At 65.9% G+C, this 21067-nt stretch carries 23 protein-coding genes; 15 read left to right on the top strand and 8 right to left on the bottom strand.

All coding sequences use genetic code 11. The features are described 5' to 3' along the window. Positions 1 to 15: 15 nt before the first annotated feature. Together ACFZAI_RS05795 and ACFZAI_RS05790 are read left to right on the top strand one after the other, a co-directional pair. A complete protein-coding gene (locus tag ACFZAI_RS05795) occupies positions 16 to 1683 on the top strand; it encodes an OFA family MFS transporter (protein ID WP_391566013.1) in 1668 nt (555 codons plus the stop codon). 139 nt (positions 1684 to 1822) lie between these two features. Further along, positions 1823 to 2956, top strand: coding sequence for a methyltransferase (locus ACFZAI_RS05790; RefSeq protein WP_391566012.1), 1134 nt, complete (start codon positions 1823 to 1825; stop codon positions 2954 to 2956). A 129-nt stretch (positions 2957 to 3085) separates the two neighbouring features. Here the strand turns inward: ACFZAI_RS05790 and ACFZAI_RS05785 are convergent, their stop codons facing one another. Genes ACFZAI_RS05785 through ACFZAI_RS05775 form a run of 3 tightly spaced genes read right to left on the bottom strand, consistent with a single transcriptional unit; the run spans position 3086 to position 5056 of the window. Next, the gene (locus ACFZAI_RS05785) at positions 3086 to 3928 is read right to left on the bottom strand and encodes a DUF1345 domain-containing protein (protein ID WP_391566011.1); all 843 of its coding nucleotides are present in this window, start codon (positions 3926 to 3928) and stop codon (positions 3086 to 3088) included. Between the two features lie 31 nt (positions 3929 to 3959). Continuing rightward, positions 3960 to 4484 (bottom strand): chromate transporter, encoded by a 525-nt coding sequence (locus tag ACFZAI_RS05780; RefSeq protein WP_391566010.1) that lies wholly within the window; start codon positions 4482 to 4484, stop codon positions 3960 to 3962. Continuing rightward, entirely contained in the window at positions 4481 to 5056 is a 576-nt protein-coding gene (locus ACFZAI_RS05775; protein ID WP_391566009.1) for a chromate transporter, read from the bottom strand. The genes ACFZAI_RS05780 and ACFZAI_RS05775 overlap by 4 nt, the downstream gene beginning before the upstream one ends. Positions 5057 to 5195: 139 nt before the next feature. On the opposite strand from ACFZAI_RS05775, the gene ACFZAI_RS05770 reads away from it, so the two are divergent. The 4 genes from ACFZAI_RS05770 (at position 5196) to ACFZAI_RS05755 (ending at position 7993) form a co-directional block, all read left to right on the top strand. After that, positions 5196 to 6128 (top strand): LysR substrate-binding domain-containing protein, encoded by a 933-nt coding sequence (locus ACFZAI_RS05770; RefSeq protein ID WP_391566008.1) that lies wholly within the window; start codon positions 5196 to 5198, stop codon positions 6126 to 6128. A gap of 70 nt (positions 6129 to 6198) precedes the next feature. Further along, positions 6199 to 7002, top strand: coding sequence for a glutamate racemase (gene murI / locus ACFZAI_RS05765; protein ID WP_391566007.1), 804 nt, complete (start codon positions 6199 to 6201; stop codon positions 7000 to 7002). Positions 7003 to 7121: 119 nt separating this feature from the next. Next, positions 7122 to 7547: a universal stress protein gene (locus ACFZAI_RS05760; protein WP_391566006.1), complete on the top strand. Its 426-nt coding sequence runs from the start codon at positions 7122 to 7124 to the stop codon at positions 7545 to 7547. A gap of 17 nt (positions 7548 to 7564) precedes the next feature. Continuing rightward, positions 7565 to 7993, top strand: a complete 429-nt coding sequence (locus ACFZAI_RS05755) for a universal stress protein (protein WP_391566005.1) — start codon at positions 7565 to 7567, stop codon at positions 7991 to 7993. 29 nt (positions 7994 to 8022) lie between these two features. On the opposite strand, the gene ACFZAI_RS05750 is transcribed toward ACFZAI_RS05755, so the two are convergent. The 3 genes from ACFZAI_RS05750 to ACFZAI_RS05740 are packed head-to-tail and all read right to left on the bottom strand — an operon-like array spanning position 8023 to position 10447. Further along, the gene (locus ACFZAI_RS05750) at positions 8023 to 9426 is read right to left on the bottom strand and encodes a sensor histidine kinase (RefSeq protein WP_391566004.1); all 1404 of its coding nucleotides are present in this window, start codon (positions 9424 to 9426) and stop codon (positions 8023 to 8025) included. Beyond that, positions 9423 to 10085 carry a response regulator transcription factor gene (locus ACFZAI_RS05745; protein WP_391566003.1) on the bottom strand — a complete coding sequence of 221 codons (663 nt, stop codon included), beginning with the start codon at positions 10083 to 10085 and terminating at the stop codon, positions 9423 to 9425. Before ACFZAI_RS05745 ends, ACFZAI_RS05750 begins: the two co-directional genes overlap by 4 nt. Then, positions 10085 to 10447, bottom strand: coding sequence for a PepSY domain-containing protein (locus tag ACFZAI_RS05740; protein WP_391566002.1), 363 nt, complete (start codon positions 10445 to 10447; stop codon positions 10085 to 10087). Before ACFZAI_RS05740 ends, ACFZAI_RS05745 begins: the two co-directional genes overlap by 1 nt. A 178-nt stretch (positions 10448 to 10625) precedes the next feature. Between ACFZAI_RS05740 and ACFZAI_RS05735 the strand changes: the two genes are divergently transcribed. The 6 genes from ACFZAI_RS05735 (at position 10626) to ACFZAI_RS05710 (ending at position 16844) form a co-directional block, all read left to right on the top strand. Continuing rightward, positions 10626 to 10967 (top strand): PepSY domain-containing protein, encoded by a 342-nt coding sequence (locus tag ACFZAI_RS05735; RefSeq protein WP_391566001.1) that lies wholly within the window; start codon positions 10626 to 10628, stop codon positions 10965 to 10967. Positions 10968 to 11062: 95 nt separating this feature from the next. Beyond that, complete coding sequence (locus tag ACFZAI_RS05730; protein ID WP_391566000.1) at positions 11063 to 12376, top strand: PQQ-dependent sugar dehydrogenase; 1314 nt, start codon at positions 11063 to 11065, stop codon at positions 12374 to 12376. A 172-nt stretch (positions 12377 to 12548) separates the two neighbouring features. Further along, entirely contained in the window at positions 12549 to 13001 is a 453-nt protein-coding gene (gene azu / locus ACFZAI_RS05725; RefSeq protein ID WP_391565999.1) for an azurin, read from the top strand. Between the two features lie 147 nt (positions 13002 to 13148). Beyond that, on the top strand, positions 13149 to 13853 hold the full coding sequence (locus ACFZAI_RS05720) for an SDR family oxidoreductase (protein WP_054422599.1): 705 nt from the start codon (positions 13149 to 13151) through the stop codon (positions 13851 to 13853). A gap of 100 nt (positions 13854 to 13953) precedes the next feature. Next, positions 13954 to 15468 carry a DUF1800 family protein gene (locus ACFZAI_RS05715; RefSeq protein WP_391565998.1) on the top strand — a complete coding sequence of 505 codons (1515 nt, stop codon included), beginning with the start codon at positions 13954 to 13956 and terminating at the stop codon, positions 15466 to 15468. After that, positions 15465 to 16844: a DUF1501 domain-containing protein gene (locus ACFZAI_RS05710; RefSeq protein ID WP_391565997.1), complete on the top strand. Its 1380-nt coding sequence runs from the start codon at positions 15465 to 15467 to the stop codon at positions 16842 to 16844. Before ACFZAI_RS05715 ends, ACFZAI_RS05710 begins: the two co-directional genes overlap by 4 nt. Positions 16845 to 16931: 87 nt before the next feature. Here ACFZAI_RS05710 and ACFZAI_RS05705 read toward each other — a convergent pair whose 3' ends face one another. Next, entirely contained in the window at positions 16932 to 17900 is a 969-nt protein-coding gene (locus ACFZAI_RS05705; protein WP_391565996.1) for a tripartite tricarboxylate transporter substrate binding protein, read from the bottom strand. A 97-nt stretch (positions 17901 to 17997) separates the two neighbouring features. Next, a complete protein-coding gene (locus ACFZAI_RS05700; RefSeq protein ID WP_391565995.1) occupies positions 17998 to 19122 on the bottom strand; it encodes a 4-oxalomesaconate tautomerase in 1125 nt (374 codons plus the stop codon). A gap of 61 nt (positions 19123 to 19183) precedes the next feature. Here ACFZAI_RS05700 and ACFZAI_RS05695 point away from each other — a divergent pair, with 61 nt between their 5' ends. The 3 genes from ACFZAI_RS05695 to ACFZAI_RS05685 all read left to right on the top strand — a co-directional run bounded on the left by ACFZAI_RS05695 (position 19184) and on the right by ACFZAI_RS05685 (position 21045). Next, positions 19184 to 20110, top strand: coding sequence for a LysR family transcriptional regulator (locus ACFZAI_RS05695; RefSeq protein ID WP_391565994.1), 927 nt, complete (start codon positions 19184 to 19186; stop codon positions 20108 to 20110). Between the two features lie 4 nt (positions 20111 to 20114). Beyond that, positions 20115 to 20579, top strand: a complete 465-nt coding sequence (locus ACFZAI_RS05690; protein ID WP_391565993.1) for a GNAT family N-acetyltransferase — start codon at positions 20115 to 20117, stop codon at positions 20577 to 20579. Between the two features lie 97 nt (positions 20580 to 20676). Then, entirely contained in the window at positions 20677 to 21045 is a 369-nt protein-coding gene (locus ACFZAI_RS05685) for a hypothetical protein (protein ID WP_391565992.1), read from the top strand. Positions 21046 to 21067 lie beyond the last annotated feature (22 nt).

Genomic DNA, 21067 nt, shown 5'->3' with positions numbered 1-21067 from the left:
CCACGAGGAGACTTCATGGAAAGTACCGCCACCTTGGACCTGCCCGGCTCAAAGCCGGGTTTTTTTGACAAAGAACGCACAATCGCCGGGCCGGGTTTTTCGCGCTGGCTCGTGCCTCCCGCCGCGTTGGCCATCCATCTTTGCATCGGCATGGCTTACGGTTTCTCGGTGTTCTGGTTGCCCCTGTCCAAGGTGGTGGGCGGCGCCAAGCCGCTGTCCTGCCCGGCCGACATGAGCCTGGCCGCGGAACTCTTCACGACCAGCTGCGACTGGAAGATTTCCACCATGGGGTGGATGTACACGCTGTTCTTTGTGCTGCTGGGGTGTTCCGCGGCGCTGTGGGGCGGCTGGCTGGAACGCGCCGGTCCGCGCAAGGCGGGCGTGGTGTCGGCGGTGTGCTGGTGCGGCGGCCTGGTCATTTCGGCCATTGGCGTGTACCTGCATCAGATGTGGATGCTGTGGCTGGGGTCAGGCGTCATCGGCGGCATCGGGCTGGGGCTGGGGTATATCTCGCCCGTCAGCACGCTGATCAAATGGTTTCCCGACCGCCGCGGCATGGCCACCGGCATGGCCATCATGGGCTTTGGCGGCGGCGCAATGATCGGCGCGCCGCTGGCTGACCTGCTGATGCGCCACTTCGCCACGCCCACCTCGCCCGGGGTCTGGCAGACGTTCCTGACGATGGCCGTCGTGTACTTCATCTTCATGATGTCGGGCGCGCTGGGTTACCGCGTGCCGCCCACGGGCTGGAAGCCGGAAGGCTGGACGGCGCCCGCCAAGCATGCCAACAACGCGATGATCACCAAGGGCCACGTGCACGTGAAGCGCGTCTGGGGCGTGCCGCAATTCTGGCTGGTCTGGCTGGTGCTGTGCCTGAACGTGACGGCCGGCATCGGCATTCTGGGCATGGCGTCCCCGCTTTTGCAGGAAGTGTTTGGCGGCGGCCTGATCAACAAGCCGGAACTGGGCTACGCCCAATTGGACAAAGACCAGCTGGCGGCCATTGCCGCCATTGCCGCGGGCTTTACCGGCCTGCTCAGCCTGTTCAATATTGGCGGGCGGTTCTTCTGGGCCAGCCTGTCTGACAAACTGGGCCGCAAGCTGACCTATCTGATCTTCTTCGTGCTGGGCTTCGTGCTGTACGCCGCCATTCCCTGGACGGCGCACATCGGCGCGCTGGCCCTGTTTGTGGCCGCGTTCTGCGTGATCCTGTCGATGTACGGCGGCGGCTTCGCGACCGTGCCGGCGTATCTGGCCGACCTGTTCGGCACGCAGATGGTGGGCGCCATCCACGGCCGGCTGCTGACGGCGTGGTCAGCCGCCGGCATCTTTGGCCCGGTGCTGGTGAACTACATCCGCGAATATCAGCTGTCTATCGGTGTGCCGCGCGCGCAGGTGTACGACATCACCATGTACATTCTGGCCGGCATGCTGGTGCTGGGCTTCCTGTGCAACCTGGCGATTCGCCCCGTCAACCCCAAGTACTTCATGACGGAGGCCGAACTGGCGCAGGAAAAGGCTTTGGCGCACGAACGCGCAGCAGCGGCTGAAACGCACGGCGTGGGCCGCTCGACCTTCCGCACGCCCGCCGCCCTGGTGCTGTTCGCCTGGGCCTGCGTGGGCATTCCGCTGGCCTGGGGCATCTGGATCACGCTGCAAAAGGCGGTCGTCCTGTTCCACTGAAGCGGCGCATCCGCGCGGCGCCGGGCGCGCCGCGCAACGCCCTGGGGCGCGAAACTGCTACATTGGCAGCCCGCGCCCTTTCTTTTTATCTCCCCTACATGATCCTGCCCCGTCCCCCCGTCCTTGCTGGAGCGACACGTTGACCGCCCCTGAACTGCACTGGGTAGAACAAGACGCCCCCCGCTCCGCCCGCTGGCGCTCTGAAACCGGCGCCACGCCGCCCAAGCGCGTGGTCGTGGTGGACGACACCCTGACCGCGGACATGGCCTACCGCCAAGCCTGCGAAGGCGTCGGCCTGCTGTGGCGCGGCGACTTCCAGAACGCGCGCCTGCTGCTGCAAGCCATGACCCGCCGCGTGGACAAGCGCCCGCGCAAGCCGGTCGACACGCTGCTGGAAGCTTTCAACCAGCACCGCCAGATTCAATCCCAGCGCGCCCGCATCCTGGGCATGCTGCTGATTCCGTTTGATGCCGGCCACGGCATTTCGCTGCGCCGCGCGCCCGACGCCCGCCAAGCCTGCGAAGAAGTGCACGGCCCCGCCGACGAGCCCTACGTGGCATCGCTGCGCGAACTGCTGGGCATGATCGGCGCCTTCGAATGGCGCAAAAAGGGCGTGGAAATTCCCGTCCTGAACAACCGCATCCACCCGCACTACGGCGTGTTTTCGCCCCTGCGCGGCGAATACGTCGAGCTTGTGGCCAACACCCCGATGCCGCGTGGCAGCGTAGCCTTTGATATCGGCACCGGCACCGGCGTGCTGGCCGCCGTGATTGCGCGCCGTGGCGGCAAGCGCGTCATCGGCACCGACCAGGACCCGCGCGCGCTGGCCTGCGCCCGCGAAAACCTGGAACGGCTGGGGCTGTCCAAGCAGGTCGACATCGTGGAAGCCGACCTCTTCCCCGAAGGCCGCGTGTCGTTGATCGTCTGCAACCCGCCGTGGCTGCCCGCCCGCCCGAGTTCCCCGGTCGAACACGCCGTGTATGACCCCGACAGCCGCATGCTGCGCGGCTTTCTGAACGGGCTGACCGCGCACCTGACGCCCAACGGCGAAGGCTGGCTGATTCTGTCGGACCTGGCCGAACACCTGGGCCTGCGCACGCGCGAACAGCTGATGGAAATGATTGATGCGGCCGGGCTGCGCGTCATCGAACGCATTGACACGCGCCCCACGCACGCACGCGCCAAAGACCCGAGCGACCCGCTGTACGCGGCGCGTTCGAAGGAAGTGACGTCGTTGTGGAGATTGGGCGCGGCGGCCGCACCGGCGGCTTGATTGGCTGTCTGACCGGAAGGCTTGCACGTGCGCTTGCTCGCAGGCAGGTCAGCACGCACGCAAGCAAGCACGCACGTACCTACGCACGATACCGCGGCCCGAAGATTTTTCTTCGGGCCGCATTTTTTTTCAGGCCTTGCCGGCAGCCACGTTCACGCTGATCGCAATGATGAACACGTTGAAGAAGAACGCGATGACGCTGTGCACCAGCGCCATGCGCCGCACCCGCCGGTTGACGATCTGCACGTCAGACACCTGGAACGTCATGCCCAGCACCAGCGCAAAATAGGCGAAGTCCCAGTAGTCGGGTTCCTGCGTGCCGGGGAAATCCAGCCCCTTGTGCGTGCCGCTGCGATGGCCGTAGTAGCCATGCGCGTAGTGCAACGCAAAGATCATGTTCATGTAGAGCCACGACAGCACGATGGTGGCCGCAGCCGCCAGCATGTCCACCACGCCGCCCACGCTGCTTTCGCCGCGCAATTCCACCCACAGCGCCACCAGCACCATGCACGACAGCGCCACGCTGCTCCAGAGCACGCCCATGCGCCCGACGTCCTGTTGCTTGGCGTGCACCCGCATGGAGGCCGAACTGGCCTGGCCGAACACCCTGGCGGTCAAGACCAGGAAGACCAGCGCGGCGGCGTCAAAGCCCAGCAGCAGCGCCAGGCTGGGCGAACGGCCCAGCGCATAGGCCGCGCCCCCCGCCACCACGAATAACAAACCGCACATCACCAGCCGGCGGTGCGCATGGAAGAACGGCAGGCGGCCGGCTCTGGCGGCGGCGTGTTCTTCTGGCGCCGCTCCGGGGGTGTGGTCTTGGTTTGTGTCCTGCCCCGGGTCTTTGCTTTGGTCTTTGCTTTGGTCTTTGCTTTGGTCTTTGCTTTGGCCTTCGCTTTGGTCTTTGTCCTGGTCTTGCTTTTCGCTTTTCTGCTGACCGCTTTTCTGCGGCGCTTGCGGGATCGGCTTCGTCATGCGGGCTCCTACGCGCGGCAAGAGTCCTACGCTAACCGATCGCCACCAAACCCACCAGCGCGCCGCCGAACAGCAGCCATAGCGGATGGATACGCGTGGCGCTGCCCAGCACCGCCACCACGGCGGTGATGGCGCCCAGCAGCCACGTATGCGCCGACGCCTCGGTGATGAGCGACGCGCTGGCCGCCACCAGCCCGACCGTCATCGGGAAAATGCCCGCCTGGATCACGCCGCGCCACGGGCGGTCTTTGAAGCGTTCCCACAAGCCCAGCGCCAGGATGGTGATCAACGACGACGGGCCGAACTTGGCGATGGTGGTGACGAGCATTCCCCACCACCCCGCCACGTGCCAGCCCACCAGCGTCACCACCATCAGGTTGGGGCCGGGCGCGGCCTGGCCCAGGGCGAACAGCGCCGAAAAATCGGCCGCGCTCATCCAGCCGTGCACCTCGACCACCTGGCGCTGCATCTCGGGCAGGATGGTGTTGCCGCCGCCAAACGCCAGCACGGACAGCTGGGAAAAGATCAGGGCCAGCGCAATCAGCGTATGAATCATCGACGTTGCCTCCACACGGCCAGGATGCTCAGCGGCGTCAGCACCGCCATCGTCGGCAGCAAGGGAATGCGCAACACGGCGATCGCCACGAAACAAATCGTGGCCACCACCCCAGCCAGCCAGTCGCGGCGCTTGATCACCGGCACGCCAATCTTGACCGCCATCGAAATCAGCAGCCCCGCCGCGGCGGCCGCCAAGCCGGCGAACAGGTGCTGGATGTGCGGATCGCTCTGAAAGCGGTCATACACCATGCCCAGCAGAATGACGATGGCCGACGGCGCCAGGATCAGCCCCATCAATGCCGAAAAGGCGCCGCGCGGCCCGCGGAATTTCATGCCCAGCGCCACCGACAGGTTGATGATGTTGCCGCCCGGCAAAAACTGGCACAGGCCCAGCAGGTCGGTGAATTCCGGGCCGCTTAACCAGCGGTGCTTCTCAACGACCATGCGGCGCGCCAGCGGCAGCGCGCCGCCGAAGGCCGTCAGGCCAAGCATGAGGAATCCGTAAAACAACTGCCCGCAAGTGGGCGCCGGCCGGCACTCGGCCTCTAGGGTGGAGGGTGCTGCATTCATGTTGTGAAAGCCGGTCTGGGGCCGGCAGGCAGGGGCTGGCGCGTTGCCGCGCTGACTGAGAAATACCGAGTTGGGAGCCTACTCTTCGCTCAAGATAATGTCTAATATATGACCACTTAACCACTCATATCCAACCCATATGGCATCGGTCGACTTGCGCCTGCTGCGTTACTTCCTGGCGGTGGCCGAGGAATCCCATCTGACCAAGGCCGCCGCCCGCCTTGGCATCCGGCAGCCGCCCCTTAGCCAGCAGATTCGCGTGCTGGAACAAGAGCTGGGCGTGACCTTGTTTCACCGCCTGCCGCGCGGCATGGAACTGACGGAAAGCGGGCGCGCGCTGGTCGACGATGCGCGCAATATCCTCGCGCTGGTGGACCAGGCGGTCGACGGCGTGCGGCGCGTGTCACAAGGCGAAGCTGGGCGGCTGACGGTGGGGTTCACCGGGTCGGCCGCGTTTCATCCTTTTGTGCCCACGGTCATCCGCCGCTTTCGCGAAAGCGCGCCCAACGTGCGGCTGGTGCTGGAAGAAAGCAGCACCGGCGAACTGCGCGAAGCCGTCAGCGAAGGCCGGGTGGATGTCGCCTTCATTCGCGGCGCGCACGGCACGGGTTCGGGCGTATCCGAAGAAACTGTGCTGGAAGAAACCATGCTGGCGGCTTTTCCCGCCGACCACCCCGCCGTCAAGGGACGCACGCGCAGCCAGATCGCGCTGTCCGAGCTGGCCGAAGAATCCTTGATTCTTTATCGCCGCCATAGCGGCCCCGGCTTGTACGACGCCATCATCACGGCGTGCAGCGCGTCGGGCTTCAGCCCGCGCGTGGCGCAGGAAGCGCCGCGCATGCTGTCCACACTGAGCCTGGTTGCGGCCGGCCTGGGCGTGTCGCTGGTGCCGGCGTCGCTGCGGCGCGTGAATATCGAAGGCGTGGTGTACGTCAATGTCACCGGCCCCGTCGCGCTGCGCGCGCCACTGAACCTGATCTGGCGCGACACGCCGATGTCGGGCGCCACGCGCAAGCTCATCGATGAAGTGCGCCGGCATCGCGCCGAAGACCCGGGGCTGGCGCGCGGATAGGCGGGCGTTACACTGCCGGGCACCCGGCTATTCTCTTTTGCCCTACGTTTTCGCCCCCCCGCACTCGACCATGCTTTCCGAATCCCCCATCGGCATCTATGACTCTGGCGTTGGCGGCCTGAGCGTGCTGCGCGCCATTCGCGACGCCCTGCCCCACGAATCGCTGCTGTACGTGGCCGACTCCGCGCACGTGCCTTATGGCGAAAAAACGCAAAGCTTTGTCGAACAACGCGCCTTCGCGCTGGCGGATTATTTCGTGTCGCGCCAGGCAAAAGCCATGGTCGTCGCGTGCAACACCGCCACCGCCGCCGCCATTGCCCCACTGCGCAAGCGCCACCCCGGCCTGATCATCATCGGCGTCGAACCCGCCATCAAGCCAGCGGCGCATCTGACGCATAGCGGCGTTGTGGGTGTGTTCGCCACCACCGGCACCTTGGCCAGCCCCAAGTTCGCCGCGCTGGTGCAGCGCGAAGCGCCCGAAGTCCGCATCCTGCTGCGGCCTTGCCCGGAATGGGTGCGGCTGGTGGAGCAAGGTGAACTGTCCGGCCCCGCCGTCGAGGCCGCGGTGCGCACGCCCGTGGCGGAATTGCGCGCGGCGGGCGCCGACGTGCTGGTGCTGGGCTGCACCCATTTCCCCTTTTTGCGCGACGCCATCCAGGCGGCAGCCGGCCCCGGCGTGCCGCTGCTGGAAACGGGCGCCCCCGTGGCGCGCTGGTTGCGGCATCAGTTGCAGGAAAAGGGCTTGCTGCGCGCAAGCGGCGTAGGTGAGCTGCATCTGGAAACCACCGGCAGCGCCCCCGCGCTGGCGGCGCTGGCCAGCCGCTTGCTGGGCAAGTCGCATGACGCGGCGGCCACGCCCGAACGCTGGCGCTGATCGCTTGCCCAGCATGCGCGCGGCTTGATCCTGCGCAGCGTCCCTGGTGCGAAATCGGCGAATAATTGGAATACAGTGATCGCACAGCCTCGCGGCTCGCACATAACAAGGAGACGACCATGAAACGCATCCTGATTCCCGTCGACGGTTCCCAACCCGCCATCCACGCCGTCCAAGCGCTGCTGGCGGCCCGCGCCTATGACCCCGTCGAACGCGTGGACCTGCTCAGCGTTCAGATACCGCTGAAGTCCGGCAAGATCGGCCGCGGCCTGTCGCAAGCAGAAATTGACGCCTACTACCTGGAAGAAGGCCAATCCGCGTTGCAGGAGGCCCGCCGCCTGCTGCAACAAGCGGGGGTGCCGTTTGACGTGCGTGTTGAAGTGGGAGAAGCCGCTGAAACCATCGTGCGTATCGCCGACGAATCCGGCGCTGACGAAATCTTCATGGGGTCGCGTGGGCTGGGGTCGGTCTCGTCTATGTTCATGGGGTCCGTCGCCACACGCGTCCTGCACCTGACGGCATTGCCCGTCACCCTGGTCAAGTAACGCATCAAGGAGCATCCATGCTGAACATCCTGGTCCCTGTCGACGGCTCCGACAATGCCAACCGCGCCGTGCTGTACGCCCGCCAACTGGCCCAAGGCGCGCCCGCCGCGCGCATCCACCTGCTAAACGTGCAAACGCCCACGCAAGGGCGTGCGGGCATTTCCCGTCTGATCACGCAAGACATGATCGATGAGTTCTACGCCCGCGAAGGCCAGGAGGCCACCGGCGAGGCGCGCCAACTGCTGGACACCACCCGCACCGGCTACACCAGCTACATCGCGTTCGGCCACGCCGCTACCGAGATCGCCGGCTACGCCCGCGACCAAGGCTGCGCCCGCATCGTGATGGGCACGCGCGGCCATGGCAACCTGGTCAATATCCTGATCGGCTCGGTCGCCAATCAGGTGCTGCAGCTGGCGGACGTGCCGGTCACGCTGGTGAAGTAAGGCGTCGGGCTGGCGTTTATTTTTAGCGCTTATGTTGCGCTGGCCAGCCCCGGCAACGACAAGGACACGCGCAGCCCGCCCAATGGCGACGGGCTCGCGTGAACCTCGCCGCCATACGTGCCAACCAGATCGCGCACAATGTCCAGCCCCAGGCCCGAGCCGGGCCGTTGTTCATCCATGCGCACGCCGCGCAGGAAGATGCGCTCGCGGGCATCGTCTTCAATGCCTGGGCCGTCGTCATCGATATGCATCAGCAAGCGCGCGCCGCTTGCGGGCTCCACAGAAATCAGCACCTGGCTGCGCGCCCATTTGCAGGCGTTGTCCAGCAGGTTGCCCAACATCTCCTGCAAGTCTTGCGGTTCGCCACGGAATACTTGCGCGCCGGTGAACCCTTGCATGCGGATCTGCAAGCCGCGCTGCGCATACAGGCGCTGCATGACGCGCACCAGCCCCGCCGCCGCGTCCTGCAAGGGCGCGCGTCCATCGGCCGCGCCTGACGCCGCGGCGGCGCGTGCGCGGGCCAGGTGATAGTCGATCTGGCGGTTGGCCATCGCCACTTGTTCCTGCACCAGCGCCGCCGGCACGCTTGCGTCGCGCGAGGCGGCGTTGGCCAGAATGGTCAGCGGCGTCTTGACGGCGTGCGCCAGATTGCCCGCTTGCGTGCGGGCGCGCTGCACGATGTCGGCGTTCATCGCCAGCACCTGGTTGAAATCGTCGACCAGGGGCTGGATCTCGCTGGGGAACTGGCCGTCGATGCGGCTGCTGCCCGCATCCTGTTTCGCCAATTGCCGCCGCAGCCGGGCCAAGGGCCGCAAGCCCACCACCACCTGCACCACGGCGGCGGCCGTCAAGCCAACGGCCAACGCGCCCAAGGCCATCGCCAGCATATGGTTGAAGCGCTCGATGGGTTCGGCCAGCACGTTGCGGTCGGCGGCCACAATCAGGCGCAAGGGCGCGGCGTCGTCTTCAGCCGGCTTCAGCACGCGCGCAAGCGCCGTCAGGCTGCGGCCGGCGGGGCCGCTAAGGTCATAAACCTGATCGCCGCTATCGGCATCGCGCGGCACGGGTTTCAGGGGCACATCCAGTGCCTGATCCCACAAGGACCGCGAGCGCGCAACGCCCATGGCAGCCGGCTTGCCGCCCTCCGCCAGCCGGTCCACCTGCCAGTACAAGCCGGATAACGGCTGCTCCAGCCGGGGGTCGCTCAGCGGCGGCGACACTTCCGGGCGGCCATCGGCGCCCAGGTTGATGGCTGCGGTGAGCTGGTTCAGATGCAAGGTCAGCTCGGCCTGCAACTGCTGCGTGATGTGCTGGCGAAACAGGCTGGAAAGCCCCCACCCCGCCAGCGCCACCGCCACCAGAATCCAGGCCAGCGTGCCGGCCAGCAGGCGCAGCCGCAGCGAGCCCAGCACGCCCGCGCGCCGCGCCGTCATTCGCGCGCCGCCAACCGGTAGCCCAGCCCGCGCACCGTTTCGATGGTGTCAGGCGGCAGCTTCTTGCGCAGCCTGCCGATGAAGACTTCGATGGTGTTGGAGTCGCGGTCGAAGTCCTGCGCGTACACGTGGTCGATCAATTCGGTGCGCGAAACGACCTCGCCCGCGCGCTGCATCAGTACCGACAACACCTTGAACTCGTGGCTGGTCAGCGTCAGCGCCTGGCCGTCGATCGTGACCTTGGCCTGACGCGTATCCAGCATCAGCGGGCCGCAACGCCATTGCGCGCTGGCGTGCGCGGTGCTGCGGCGTAGCAGCGCGCGCACTCGCGCCAACAACTCTTCCATGTGAAAAGGCTTGGTCAGGTAATCGTCCGCGCCTGCGTCGATGCCGGCCACTTTCTCGTGCCAGTTGTCGCGCGCGGTCAGGATCAGCACCGGCATGTTGCGCTGGGCGGCGCGCCATTGCTTAAGCACCGTCAGCCCATCCATCACCGGCAAGCCCAAGTCCAGCACCACGGCGTCGAATGCTTCCACATCGCCCATAAAGCGCGCGGATTCGCCATCGCCCGACACATCCACCGTATAGCCCGCGCCGCGCAGCGCGTCGGCCAGCTGGCCGGCCAGCGTGGGTTCATCTTCGACCACCAGGATGCGCATCAGTCCTTGCCCTTGAATTTGATGTCGCGCCCTTTGACGGACAACAAGGTGCCGTCGCGCGCATCGAGCTTCAGTTTGAGGATGCCGCCGCCGCTTTGCAGCACGCGGATCTCGTAGATGAATTCGTCATCGTCTTCTTCGAATTCCACCTTGACCACCTGCCCGGGAAAATCGCGTTCAACGATATCCAGCACGGCGCCCAGCGGCAGCACCTTGCCGGCTTCCAGCGCCTGGCGCGCGCGTTCGTGGTCGCTTTCGCCGGCCAGCCCGCTGACAGGGCCTGCGATCAGCGCAAGCGCCAAGGCGCAGCCCGACAGCAAGAGGCCGCCGCGCCTGGACCATGTCTGGGAAAAATACCGCAATGCCGGGCCTCTTTGGTGGGCGAACACGGGGAAAAGTGAGCGTCTTTTATACCGCGCCGAGGATGAACCTGGGATGAACGGCGGCTTCAGAAAAGGTTCATGCGCCAAGCCGAATAATGGGCACATGGTCGCTGCAACGGCCAGCCTTTCCCCCCTTACCCTCAGGAGATATCCCATCATGACGCGCATTCAAAAAACCCTGGCCGCCCTGGCAATTGGCGCATCCGCTTTGGGCGCTGGCGCCGCCGCCCAGGCGCAAACCGCGGCTCCGGCTCCGGCTGCGGCTCCCGCTCAGGCCGCTCCGGCCGCTCAGACTGCACCCGCGGCCGCTGCCCCGATGCTGACGATACGCCAGGTCTACGACAAGATGGAAGCCGCCGGCTACCGCAATATTTCCGAGATCGAACGGTCCAGCAAGCACGGCTACGAGGTCAAGGCCTACGACCCGCAGGGCCAGCGCGTGAAGCTGCGCGTTGATCCGCAATCGGGCGCGGTCACGCGCAGCCGCTTCGATGACTAAGCGCAGGGGGTCAACCGCGCTGAAGTCCCCCCGCGGGTGAAAGACGATTCTTGGGGTGAGTATGATGAATCCATTCAAGATTCCGGAGTCGCATCATGCCCACCCTGCGTCTCGCAGCGGCCAGCCTCACGCTGGTTACGCTTAGCGCCTGCGGCGAAGTCGCCACCCTGCCCGTCGAATCGGGCATGGGGCCGAACCCCAAACTGCCCGCCCCCAACACGACCCTGATTCCCACCGTCAACACGGCCAAAGCCGTGGGCTGGATCGCCGGCACGCAGCCCGTGGCGGCGGCGGGCCTGGGCGTCAACGCGTTCGCCAGCGGCCTGGACCATCCGCGCTGGCTGTACGTGTTGCCCAATGGCGATGTGCTGGTCGCCGAGACCAATGCGCCGCCCAAGCCCGAAGAGGCATCGGGCGGGCTGAAGGAATGGGCCAGCGGCATCGTCATGAAACGCGCGGGGGCCAAGACCCCCAGCGCCAATCGCATCACACTCTTGCGCGATACCGACCACGATGGCGTGGCCGACACGCGCAGCGTGTTGCTGCAAGGCTTGAATTCGCCCTTCGGCATGGCTCTGGTTGGCAACCAGCTCTATGTGGCCAATGCCGACGCCGTCTTGCGCTTTCCCTATGAACCTGGCCAAACGCAAATCTCGGCGGCGGGTGTGAAAGTCACTGACCTGCCCGCCGGCATCAATCACCACTGGACCAAGAACCTGATTGCCAGCCCGGACGGCAGCAAGCTCTATGTGTCGGTTGGCTCGAACAGCAACGTCGCGGAAAACGGCATGGAGATCGAAGCCGGGCGCGCCGCCATCTGGGAAATCGATGTGGCCAGCGGCAACAAGCGGCTGTACGCGACGGGGCTGCGCAATCCGGTCGGCATGGCCTGGGCGCCAGATAACAAAACCTTATGGACCGCCGTGAACGAGCGCGACGAATTGGGCAGCGACCTGGTGCCTGACTACATGACGTCCGTGCGTGATGGCGGTTTTTACGGCTGGCCCTACAGCTACTTCGGGCAACACGTCGACACCCGCGTCACGCCGCCCCGGCCTGACCTGGTGGCCACCGCCATCGTTCCCGACTACGCGCTGGGGCCGCACACGGCGTCGCTGGGCTTGGCGTGGTCAGCCAACAGCCGGCTGCCCGCGCCCTTTGCGCACGGCATGTTCGTGGGCCAGCACGGCTCGTGGAACCGCGATCCGCGCAGCGGCTACAAGGTCATCTTCGTGCCGTTCTCGCAAAACACGCCTGATGGCGCCGCGCGCGACGTGCTCACCGGTTTTCTGAACGAGAGCGGCCAGGCGCAGGGCCGGCCGGTGGGCGTCGCCATCGACCGCCAGGGCGATCTGCTGGTGGCCGACGATGTGGGCAACGTGATCTGGCGCGTCAGCCCCAAACCCTGATCCGGTTGCGCGGCCGGCGCAACTCAATGGCGCCGGCTTGCGCTGGGTCAAACCGCCGCACGCGCGATTTCGCTTTCTGGCCTACAGTAGCGCGAGAATGTCGTATCGCCGGTTTTCCCGCGCATTGCGCCCGCCGGCCGTCCGCTCCCCTCGAAACATTGGAGGCATGAATATGGTGTTCAAGAAATTGTGCGTTGCAGCGGTCCTCGCTGTTGCCTCGGCCCCGGTCCTGGCCGCCGACTGCTCGATCGATATCGCTGGCAACGACCAGATGCAGTTCGACAAGAAGGAAATCACGGTCAGCAAAAGCTGCAAGCAGTTCACCGTGAACCTGAAGCACCCCGGCACGCTGGCCAAGAACGTCATGGGCCACAACTGGGTGCTGACCAAAACGGCCGACATGCAGGGCGCCGTGAACGACGGCATGGCCGCGGGCCTGGACAACGACTACGTGAAGAAAGACGACGCCCGCGTCATCGCCCACACCAAGGTGATTGGCGGCGGCCAATCCGATTCCGTCACGTTCGACGTTAGCAAACTGGCTGCCGGCACCGACTACACGTACTTCTGCTCCTTCCCCGGCCACTTCGCGCTGATGAAGGGCACGCTGAAACTGGTCGACTGACACGGCTCAAAAAGCACGGGGCCACCGCTGCCCCCCCCGCTTGCCAGCACGGGCTGATTGCCCCGATTCAACCCGGGGCAATCAGCCCGTTTCCATTCGGCCACCCCTACAATGCCTGAGCCTCGAACACACGGAAAAGGAGCAGGCATGAGCACGGAAAAAGTAGCGATCGTGACGGCGGGCGGCAGCGGCATGGGCGCCGCCGCGGCGCGCAAGCTGGCGGCCGACGGATACCGCGTGGCCATTTTGTCTTCGTCCGGCAAGGGCGAATCGCTTGCGCAAGAACTGGGCGGACTGGGCGTGACCGGCTCGAACCGTTCGCCCGAAGATCTGGCCCGTCTGGTCGAGACCACGCTGCAAAAATGGGGCCGCGTGGATGCCGTGGTGAACAGCGCCGGCCACGGCCCCAAGGGCCCGCTGCTTGAGATCAGCGATGACGACTGGCACCTGGGCATGGAGTTCTACCTGCTGAACGTGGTGCGCATCACCCGCTTGGTGGCCCCGGTGATGAAGCAGCAGAAGTCCGGCGCCATCGTCAACATTTCCACGTACGCCACGTTCGAACCCGAAGCGCTGTTCCCCACTTCCGGCGTGTTCCGCGCGGGTCTTGCCGCCTTCACGAAGGTGTTCTCGGACGAATACGCCGAACACAATGTGCGCATGAACAACGTGCTGCCGGGCTTTATCGACAGCCTGCCGGAAAAAGAAGACCGCCGCGTGCGCATCCCAATGGGCCGCTACGGCACGGCCGAAGAAGTGGCCGGCCTGATTGCCTTCCTGGCCTCGGACGCGTCGTCCTACATCACTGGCCAGAACATCCGCATCGACGGCGGCATCACGCGCTCGGTCTGAGCCTCATGCTTATGGACTAAGCCTCTCGTCCGAATGACCGTATTGAACCCCGCCGCGCGGTTCAGTACCGTAGTTTTTCGCATTCGACGAGAGGCTGGCGATGACTGTCACCCCGGGCCAGGCGTCGCGCTTTCTGGCGCAGGCCACCTTCGGGCCCACCCCCGCACAGATAGACGCGGTTGTGCGCGAGGGCTACGCCCCGTGGCTGGACGCCCAGTTGGCGATGCCCCCGTCGCAAACGCATTTCGACTGGCTGCTGCAACAAAAGAAAAACACCGAAGCCTTCAAGGGCAACGGCATCAATGCGCCGCTGGAATCCACGCTCTGGCGCAAATTCATCAGCGCCGAAGACCAGGTGCGCACGCGCGTCGCGTTTGCGCTGTCGGAAATATTCGTCGTGGGGGTGCAGTCCATTACCGCGTCGTGGCCGCTGTTTGGCGCGGCGGGTTTCATGGACTTGCTGGCGGAACACGCGCTGGGCAATTATCAAACGCTGCTGACCGCCGTCACCAAAAACCTGTCGATGGGTTGCATGCTGACCTATCGCGGCAACCGCAAGGAAGACCCCAAGACCGGCCGCCACCCCGACGAAAACTACGCGCGCGAGGTCATGCAATTGTTCAGCATCGGGCTGCTGGAGCTTGAGCCGGATGGCACCGTCCGCAAAGAAAACGGCGCGCCCATCGAAACGTATGACAACGCCGATGTGCAAGGGCTGGCCAAGGTGTTCACGGGATGGGACATCAACGGGCCGGAGACCGATGTGGAATTCCACCGGCGGCCCATGGCGCTGAACAATGCCCAGCACTCGATGGCGGAAAAGCGCTTTCTGGGCGCGGTGATTCCACCAGGCACGGATGGGCACCTGTCGCTCAAGCGCGCCATGGATGTCATCTGCGCGCATCCGAACGTGGGGCCGTTCATCGGCATGCAGCTGATCCAGCGGCTGGTCACCAGCAACCCCAGCCCCGCGTATGTGGCGCGCGTATCGGCCGCGTTCAATGACGACGGCAAGGGCGTGCGCGGCAACCTCAAGGCGGTGGTGCGCGCGATTTTGCTGGACCCGGAAGCGCGCAACCCCGATTTGAACGACCCTGCCTGGGGCAAGGTGCGCGAACCCATCCTGCGTTTCTCGGGCTGGGCGCGCGCGTTTGGCGCCACGTCCACCAATGGCGCGTGGGCCATGCCCGACACCACCGACAACACGATCCGGCTGGCGCAAAGCCCGATGCGGTCGGCCACGGTGTTCAACTTCTTCCGCCCCCGATATTCCCCGCCCGTCACCGAACTCGCGAAGCGGCATCTGGTGGCGCCTGAAATGCAGATCACGGACGAGACCAGCATTGCGGGTTATCTGAACTTTTTGTCGATCTACGCAGACCGGGGGTGGGAAGACTTGCAGACGTCTTACGCGCCAGAGGTCGCCTTGGCGCACGACCCGCAAGCGCTGGTGGCGCGCATCGTGCTGCTGCTGGCGGGCGATGCGTTCAGCGCGCAGACCGCGCGCAGCATTGCCGACGCCGTCGCCACCCTGCCCGCCAGCCGGCCGCGCGACCGCGTGCGCGCCGCCATATTGCTGGTGGCCGCCACCCCTGAATACCTGGTGCAGAAATGACGCAACCCCACGACGCCGACCGCCGCGCCTTTTTGCTGCGCGCCTGCGCCTTGGGCGCGACGGGTGCGGCCGCGCCGCTGGCATTGAACCTGGCGGCGCTGGGCGCAGCCGCCGCGCAGGCCGCCCCGCCGTCGTACAAGGCGCTGGTGTGCGTGTTCCTGTACGGCGGCAACGATCCCTTCAACACCATCGTGCCGGTTGATGATGCCGCCTACCGCGCCTACGCCGCGGCGCGCACCGACATCGCATTGCGGCGCGACACGCTGCGCGCGACCGCGCTGCGTGGCAAAGCGGCTGCGCCGGATGGCGCGCAGTTTGCGCTGGCGCCCGCGCTGGCCCCGCTGGCTCCGCTGTACGAAAACGGCCAGATGGCGGTGCTGTTGAACGTGGGGCCGCTGGTCGTTCCCACCACCAAAGCGGAATACATCAGCGCCCGCGTGCCGTTGCCGCCCAAACTGTTTTCGCATAACGACCAGCAGTCGTATTGGCAGGCGCTGGCGCCCGAAGGCGCGGCATCCGGCTGGGCCGGCCGGCTCACGGACTTGTTCGCCAGCGCCAACGCGCAGCGCACGTTCACCGGCATCACGGCTGGCGGCAGCACCGTGCTGCTGGCCGGGCATAAGGTTGCCGGCTACCGCGTCGGCATCAACGGATCTACGCCGATTGAACTGCTGCACCGCGACATGTACGGCTCCAGCGCCTGCACGGCGCTGCTGCGTCAACTGATCACGCAGCCGCGCGAGCACCTGATGGAACGCGAGCTATCCCGCATCGCCGCGCAGTCCATTGATGCCGACACGCGCTTGCGCGCCGCACTGGCCGATGTGGCGGTGCCGGGCGACTTCGGCTCGCCACTGGCCCAGCAGTTGAAGATCGTGGCGCGCATCATCGGCGCGCGCCAAGCGTTGGGCGCACGCCGGCAGGTGTTCTTTGTGTCGCAAAACGGCTATGACAACCACACGGGTTTGAATGACACGCACCCAGCGCTGCTGCGGGAATTGGGCCAGTCTTTGGCGGTGTTTCAGCAGGCGCTGACGACGCTGGGCGTAGCGGATCAGGTCACGACCTTCACGGCGTCCGAGTTTGGCCGCACGCTGGGGTCCAACGGCAACGGGTCAGACCACGGCTGGGGTTCGCACCATCTGGTACTGGGCGGCGCGGTCAATGGCGGCCGCAGCTACGGCACCCATCCCGAAATCGCCCTGGACGGCCCCGGCTTCGTCGACAACGGCCGCCTGCTGCCCACGCTGGCGGTGGACCAGCTGGGCGCGTCGCTGGGCCGCTGGTTCGGCGCCGGCCGCGATGATTTGCGGCTGGTGTTTCCGAACTTGAAAAATTTTGATGCGGACGCGCTGGCGCTACTGCCCAGCGCATGATGCGTAAGCAGTGGGCCATCCTGCCCAGCACCTGCCGGGCAAGCCGTTGACCCGCCCGCCCCTCGCATCGAAGACGACGACGCCTGGCTACCTGGCCGCCAGCTTTCGCGTGGCCGCCAATTGCTTCCAGCGCACGGCTTCGCTTTCGACAAACGCGCCCAATTCGGCGGGCGTACTGTGGCGGACCTCGGCGCCTTGCTCGCCAATCTTCTTCACGACTGCCGGGTCCGCCAAGGCCTGATTCAACGCCTTGTTCAACGTTGCGACCACGGCGGCATCCGCCTTGGCGGGCGCGAAGATGGCGTACCACTGCGGCACATCCACGCCCGGCACACCGGCTTCAGCCAGCGTGGGCAAGTCGGGCAGCGCCGCCGTGCGGGTGGAGCCCGCTACCGCCAGCGCCTGAATCATGCCGGACTTCAGGTGCGGATACACGCTGAACAAGCTGGGGAACATCACCTGCGTGGTGCCGGACAGCGTATCCGTCAAGGCGGGCGCCGAGCCCTTGTACGGCACGTCCAGCATCTGTGTGCCGGTCGCCATGTTGAAGAGTTCGCCCGCAATCGCGGGCGCGGTGCCAGGCCCCGCGGACGCAAAGCTGAGGCCCTCGGGATGGTCGTGGCCGTACTTCACCAGACCCGCCACATCGTGCACCGGCAGGCGGCTGGTCACGACCATGATGGTGGGGGAATCCGCCACCATGCCGATCGGCGTGAAGTCTTTGACCGGGTCGTAGTTCAGCTTCTGCATGGCGGGGTTGATGCCGTGCGTGCCGATATAGCCGAGTATCAACGTGTAGCCATCCGCGGGCTGGCGCGCCACGTAGTCCGAGGCGATGGCCCCCTGCGCGCCGGGCTTGTTCACGACGATGACGGTCTGGCCCAGCAGTTCGCCCACCTTCTGGCCCACCACACGCGCCAGCACATCATTGCCGCCACCCGCGGCGGTAGGCACAACCAGCGTGATCGGGCGTTCGGGATAGGCGGCTTGCGCCGTTGCGCTCAGCGCCAGCAGCAGGGCTGCCGCGCAGGCGGTTTTCAAGGAATGGCACTTCATGATGTTGTCTCCAGAGGAATCATGGGTTGTTGTGTAAGCGGCCTCTTTGCGGGCCGCTTTTAAGGTCAAGACGCGTCAGGTACGTAGTCCGCCGCCACTACGCGGCGGCGCGCACCTGCAGGTTGTGCTGGGCGCCTGCCAGCACATAGTGGCCGGGCACGTACAACAGGCCCTTCATGATCTTGCGCGCCGTGCGCACCAGGCCGGCCGCGCGCACCACGCCGCTTGCGGGGTCCAGTTCCACATCAATATCCATGGCGCCCGACGGGTGCTCGATGCGCACGCTGCGATAGCCCGCCTGCACAGCCGGGCCGCCGCAATCGTGCCCCACCGTGCCGGGCATGAGGAACGCGCTTGCCACCCCCACCGCCCCCGTCGCCGCATGCGACCGATGGCACGCGCGCGGCGTGAAATAACGGGATCGCAAGGCCAGCCCGCCGGTGGCATCCGACGGGGCCACCAACACGGGTTTGGGAATGACGCTTTGGGACACATCGCCCAGGCCCATCCGGCGTCCTGCCTCCAGGCGTATACGCTCCATGCGTGCCAGCAACGCGGTGTCGGCATCCAGCTGCGCGGGCGTTTCATCGCCGCGCAGGCCGAAATCCTGCGCGCGCATCAGCACCATGGGCATGGCGGCGTCGATCAGCGTCACCGCCACGCCGTCCACCGTTTCCTGGCGCAATCCGCTGGGAAACAGCTTGCCCGTGACCGCGCCCCAGGCATCCAGAAAATTCAAACGCACGGGCGCGGCGGCGCCAGCCACGCCGTCGATACGCGCGTCGCCCTCGTAGGTCAAACGGCCGCCCGGCGTTTGCACCACCGCTTCGATGATTGCGCCCGTGTTGACGTTGTGCACCCGAACCGGCGTGACGCCCTGGCGTGCCGGGATCAGACCTTCGTCGATGGCGAAGGGCGCGGCGCCTGACAGCATGTTGCCGCAGTTGGGCCGGGTATCGACGGTGGCGCGGTCTACCGACACCTGCGCAAACAGATAGTCGATATCGCAATCGGGCCGCGTCGAGCGCGACACAATCGCGACTTTGCTGGTCAGCGTGTTGCCGCCGCCAATGCCGTCGATCTGCAAGGCATGGGGCGAGCCCATGGCGCTTAGCAGCAGCTGGTCGCGCTGGACAGGGTCTGCCGGCAGCCATTCGCCCAAGAAAAAGGGGCCGCGCGACGTGCCGCCGCGCATCAGTACGCAAGGGATTACGGTTTCCATGGACGCCATTCTGCGACGGCGCGGCTATTATTTGAATTGCAACTTACGGATGGATTAATGCATGGCACGCATCAATTTTGATTTGCAGGAATTGCAGGCTTTTGTGGCCGTGGCGGAACGCGCCAGCTTTCGCGCCGCCGCCGACGACCTGCACCTGTCGCAACCCGCGCTCAGCCGCCGTATCGAAAAACTGGAAAGCATTCTGGGCGCGCGGCTTCTGGAACGCACGACGCGGCGCGTGGCGTTGACGCAAGTGGGACGCGTCTTCCTCGAACGCGCCCGCACCGCCATCGACGAACTGGAAAGCGCCGTGCTCAGCATTGGCGACCTGGCCGCGCAGCGCGGAGGGCTGGTGACGGTGGCCTGCGTGCCGTCGGTCGCCTACTACTTTTTGCCGTCCGTCATCCGCGACTACACCGAACGCTTTCCGCGCATCCGCGTGCGCATCATCGACGAAACCGCCAATACCGTGCTGAACAGCGTGGTGACCGGGCGCGCCGACTTTGGCATCAGCTTTTTCGGCACCCAGGAGCCGGACGTCGATTTCAAGGCGGTGCTGCGCGAAGACTTTGTGCTGGCGGTGCGCCGTGACCATCCGCTGGCCAGCCGCCGCAGCGTGTCGTGGGAAGCGCTGGCGCAGGAACGCTTCATGACGGTCGCCAAGGAAAGCGGAAACCGCCTGCTGATCGACGATGCGCTGGCCAAAAGCGGCAAACGCACGGTCAGCGCTTTCGAGGTCAGCCACATCATGACGCTGCTGGGGCTGGTGGAAGCCGGTCTGGGCGTGGCCGCCGTCCCGCAACTGGCCATGCCGCAGGCGGGCCACGCCACGCTGACCAGCGTCAAGCTGGAACATCCGCGCGTCACGCGCACGCTGGGGCTGATCGCCCGCCGCGGCCGCCCCCTGGCGCCCGCCGCCCAACAGCTCTATAACCTGATTCATCAAGCCGGCAAGTCGGCCAAACGCAAACCCGCCTCCAACCCCTAGCCCCATGACCCTGACCCACTCCCTGGCTTTACAACCCGCTTCCGACGACGATCTGCCCTTTCTGCTGGCGCTGCGCAAAGCCACCATGCAGGAACACTTGCAGCGCGCCGGTGCGCCGCTGGATGACGAGCACCATCTGGCGCGCATCCGGTATCACTTTGACGACGCCCTGATCGTCTGGCTGGATGGCCGGCCCGCCGGGCTTTTCAAGCATTACCGCGACCCCGCCGGCTGGCGCATTGTGCAGATCCAGATCGACCCGGCGTTTCAAGGCCAGGGCTTGGGCCGCCGTCTGCTGGAAGGCGTGCTGGACCAGGCGGACGCCGAAGGCGCGCCCGTCACCCTGAGCGTGCTCAAGGGCAACCCCGCCCAACGCCTGTACACGGCGCTGGGCTTCACCCCCATCGAGGAGACCGAGCTGGAGTTTGAAATGCGATACGAGCCGGGCGCCGTCCGGCCGGTTGGCTGAACTCTGCAAATTCTTTTGTCCGCGCGGGAATATTCCCGCTACGGCTGGCGTCTGTAGAGGGCAGTCTCCCCCCACTTTCCTATCTACGAGGCACAACATGCGCAAACACATCGCCGCCGCCCTGGTTCTTGGTTCCGCCGCTCTGTTCTCGGCCGGCGCCCACGCCCAGGCCGTCAAGACCCAGGACGGCATCCTGGTCAACAGCGCGGGCATGACGCTCTATACCTTCGACAAGGACGCCGGAGGCAAAAGCGCCTGCAACGACCAGTGCGCCAAGATCTGGCCGCCCGTCACCGCCCCCGCCGACGCCAAAGCCATGGGCGACCTGACCGTCATCGCCCGCGACGACGGCTCCAAGCAATGGGCCTACAAGGGCAAACCCGTGTACCTGTACTCGAAGGACGCGAAGCCGGGCGACAAGACCGGTGACAACTTCAAGGACGTCTGGCACGTCATCAAGCCCTGATGCGTACCGCCAGCGCCGCCGT

Origin of the sequence: Achromobacter sp. NPDC008082, from assembly GCF_042957345.1 — a bacterium.
GTDB lineage: Bacteria > Pseudomonadota > Gammaproteobacteria > Burkholderiales > Burkholderiaceae_B > Achromobacter > Achromobacter kerstersii_A.
The sequence above is the reverse complement of the archived record's forward strand: the minus strand, read 5'-3'. Positions and strand labels throughout refer to the sequence as shown.

Coding starts and splice junctions, on each gene's coding strand:
- ACFZAI_RS05795 (WP_391566013.1), top strand. CDS start 16: ATGGAAAGTACCGCCACCTTGGACCTGCCCGGCTCAAAGCCGGGTTTT.
- ACFZAI_RS05785 (WP_391566011.1), bottom strand. CDS start 3,928: ATGACGAAGCCGATCCCGCAAGCGCCGCAGAAAAGCGGTCAGCAGAAA.
- ACFZAI_RS05780 (WP_391566010.1), bottom strand. CDS start 4,484: ATGATTCATACGCTGATTGCGCTGGCCCTGATCTTTTCCCAGCTGTCC.
- ACFZAI_RS05775 (WP_391566009.1), bottom strand. CDS start 5,056: ATGAATGCAGCACCCTCCACCCTAGAGGCCGAGTGCCGGCCGGCGCCC.
- ACFZAI_RS05770 (WP_391566008.1), top strand. CDS start 5,196: ATGGCATCGGTCGACTTGCGCCTGCTGCGTTACTTCCTGGCGGTGGCC.
- murI (WP_391566007.1), top strand. CDS start 6,199: ATGCTTTCCGAATCCCCCATCGGCATCTATGACTCTGGCGTTGGCGGC.
- ACFZAI_RS05760 (WP_391566006.1), top strand. CDS start 7,122: ATGAAACGCATCCTGATTCCCGTCGACGGTTCCCAACCCGCCATCCAC.
- ACFZAI_RS05755 (WP_391566005.1), top strand. CDS start 7,565: ATGCTGAACATCCTGGTCCCTGTCGACGGCTCCGACAATGCCAACCGC.
- ACFZAI_RS05750 (WP_391566004.1), bottom strand. CDS start 9,426: ATGACGGCGCGGCGCGCGGGCGTGCTGGGCTCGCTGCGGCTGCGCCTG.
- ACFZAI_RS05745 (WP_391566003.1), bottom strand. CDS start 10,085: ATGCGCATCCTGGTGGTCGAAGATGAACCCACGCTGGCCGGCCAGCTG.
- ACFZAI_RS05735 (WP_391566001.1), top strand. CDS start 10,626: ATGACGCGCATTCAAAAAACCCTGGCCGCCCTGGCAATTGGCGCATCC.
- ACFZAI_RS05730 (WP_391566000.1), top strand. CDS start 11,063: ATGCCCACCCTGCGTCTCGCAGCGGCCAGCCTCACGCTGGTTACGCTT.
- azu (WP_391565999.1), top strand. CDS start 12,549: ATGGTGTTCAAGAAATTGTGCGTTGCAGCGGTCCTCGCTGTTGCCTCG.
- ACFZAI_RS05720 (WP_054422599.1), top strand. CDS start 13,149: ATGAGCACGGAAAAAGTAGCGATCGTGACGGCGGGCGGCAGCGGCATG.
- ACFZAI_RS05715 (WP_391565998.1), top strand. CDS start 13,954: ATGACTGTCACCCCGGGCCAGGCGTCGCGCTTTCTGGCGCAGGCCACC.
- ACFZAI_RS05710 (WP_391565997.1), top strand. CDS start 15,465: ATGACGCAACCCCACGACGCCGACCGCCGCGCCTTTTTGCTGCGCGCC.
- ACFZAI_RS05705 (WP_391565996.1), bottom strand. CDS start 17,900: ATGAAGTGCCATTCCTTGAAAACCGCCTGCGCGGCAGCCCTGCTGCTG.
- ACFZAI_RS05700 (WP_391565995.1), bottom strand. CDS start 19,122: ATGGAAACCGTAATCCCTTGCGTACTGATGCGCGGCGGCACGTCGCGC.
- ACFZAI_RS05695 (WP_391565994.1), top strand. CDS start 19,184: ATGGCACGCATCAATTTTGATTTGCAGGAATTGCAGGCTTTTGTGGCC.
- ACFZAI_RS05690 (WP_391565993.1), top strand. CDS start 20,115: ATGACCCTGACCCACTCCCTGGCTTTACAACCCGCTTCCGACGACGAT.
- ACFZAI_RS05685 (WP_391565992.1), top strand. CDS start 20,677: ATGCGCAAACACATCGCCGCCGCCCTGGTTCTTGGTTCCGCCGCTCTG.